The 973-nt window shown below is 70.1% G+C and carries 1 protein-coding gene; it reads right to left on the reverse strand.

The window, feature by feature from the left end; genetic code table 11:
* Positions 1 to 973: hypothetical protein (locus tag RM423_RS24905; protein WP_311425725.1), on the reverse strand; the 973-nt coding region annotated here is incomplete at both ends.

The raw sequence follows: 973 nt of genomic DNA on the forward strand, positions 1-973 counted from the left end.
CCCTCGGCGCGGTTGCCTTGGGCGTCGAAGGCAATCATTAGGTCGAGCAGTGGGGTGTCCTCGCTGCTGCCGGCCCGCAACGCGACCTGCGCGGCGTCGACCGCGCGGGCTGGTTGGCCCGCGGCGAGGTGGTGTGTGGCGAGGGTGTGGGCGGTGTCGATGATCATTGCCGAGTATTCGTGATCCAGCGGGGTCTCGGCCAGCCACCCGTACCCACCGGGGCGACGCTGGTCAAAGGGTACGCCGACGACGAGATCGAGCGCGGCCCATAGGTCATCGATGCCGTCCTCGCCGCTGGCCAGACCCCGCAGGCGTAGACGGCGGAACAGCTCGGCGTCGAGCAAGGAGTTCACGATCTGATAGCGGGCGATGCCTTGACTCACTCCCGAGGTGGTGCCCTTGGGCAGGTATTCCTGCCCGTTGGGGTCCTCGCCTAGCCACTTGCGCACAATGGCGACGGCTTGCCGGACCTTGGTCTTGCCGGTGATGTCGGCTTCGCCGGGCCACAGCTCGGCACCCAGCCGCTCCGACAGCGCCCCGTTGGGGCGGGTCACCAGATAGGCCACGACCTCGGTGTTCCACGACCGCCGGGGGCTGCGTTCGGGCAGCGGGCCCTGCGCTGTCACCGACACCGGTCCGAGCAGCGTCACCTTCGGCCGGGTGCATGCCGGGTCGCGCCAGTCCGCCAGGTCGGCGTCGAGGTGTGGGTCGGCGCTTTTGATGCGGCGGCGGATCTCCTCGGTGACCTGCGGACCGAGGGCGTCGACGTCGTCCTCGGTCGCGGCGGTGCGCGCGCGGTAGGTCCGCTTGGACAGCGGTAGCACCGAGTTCGTGCCCCGGGGCGAGGCGTCACCCGGGTGCAGCTCCGGGATGCCGGCTACTTCCCCGGCGACGACTCGTCCTCGCGTGGCGCGTTCTAAGGCGTCGTCCTCATCAGCGGCGGGAGTGACCAGGTCCTGTCGCAGGCCACCGA

The organism is Jatrophihabitans lederbergiae, assembly GCF_031845305.1.
Classification (GTDB): domain Bacteria; phylum Actinomycetota; class Actinomycetes; order Mycobacteriales; family Jatrophihabitantaceae; genus Jatrophihabitans_A; species Jatrophihabitans_A lederbergiae.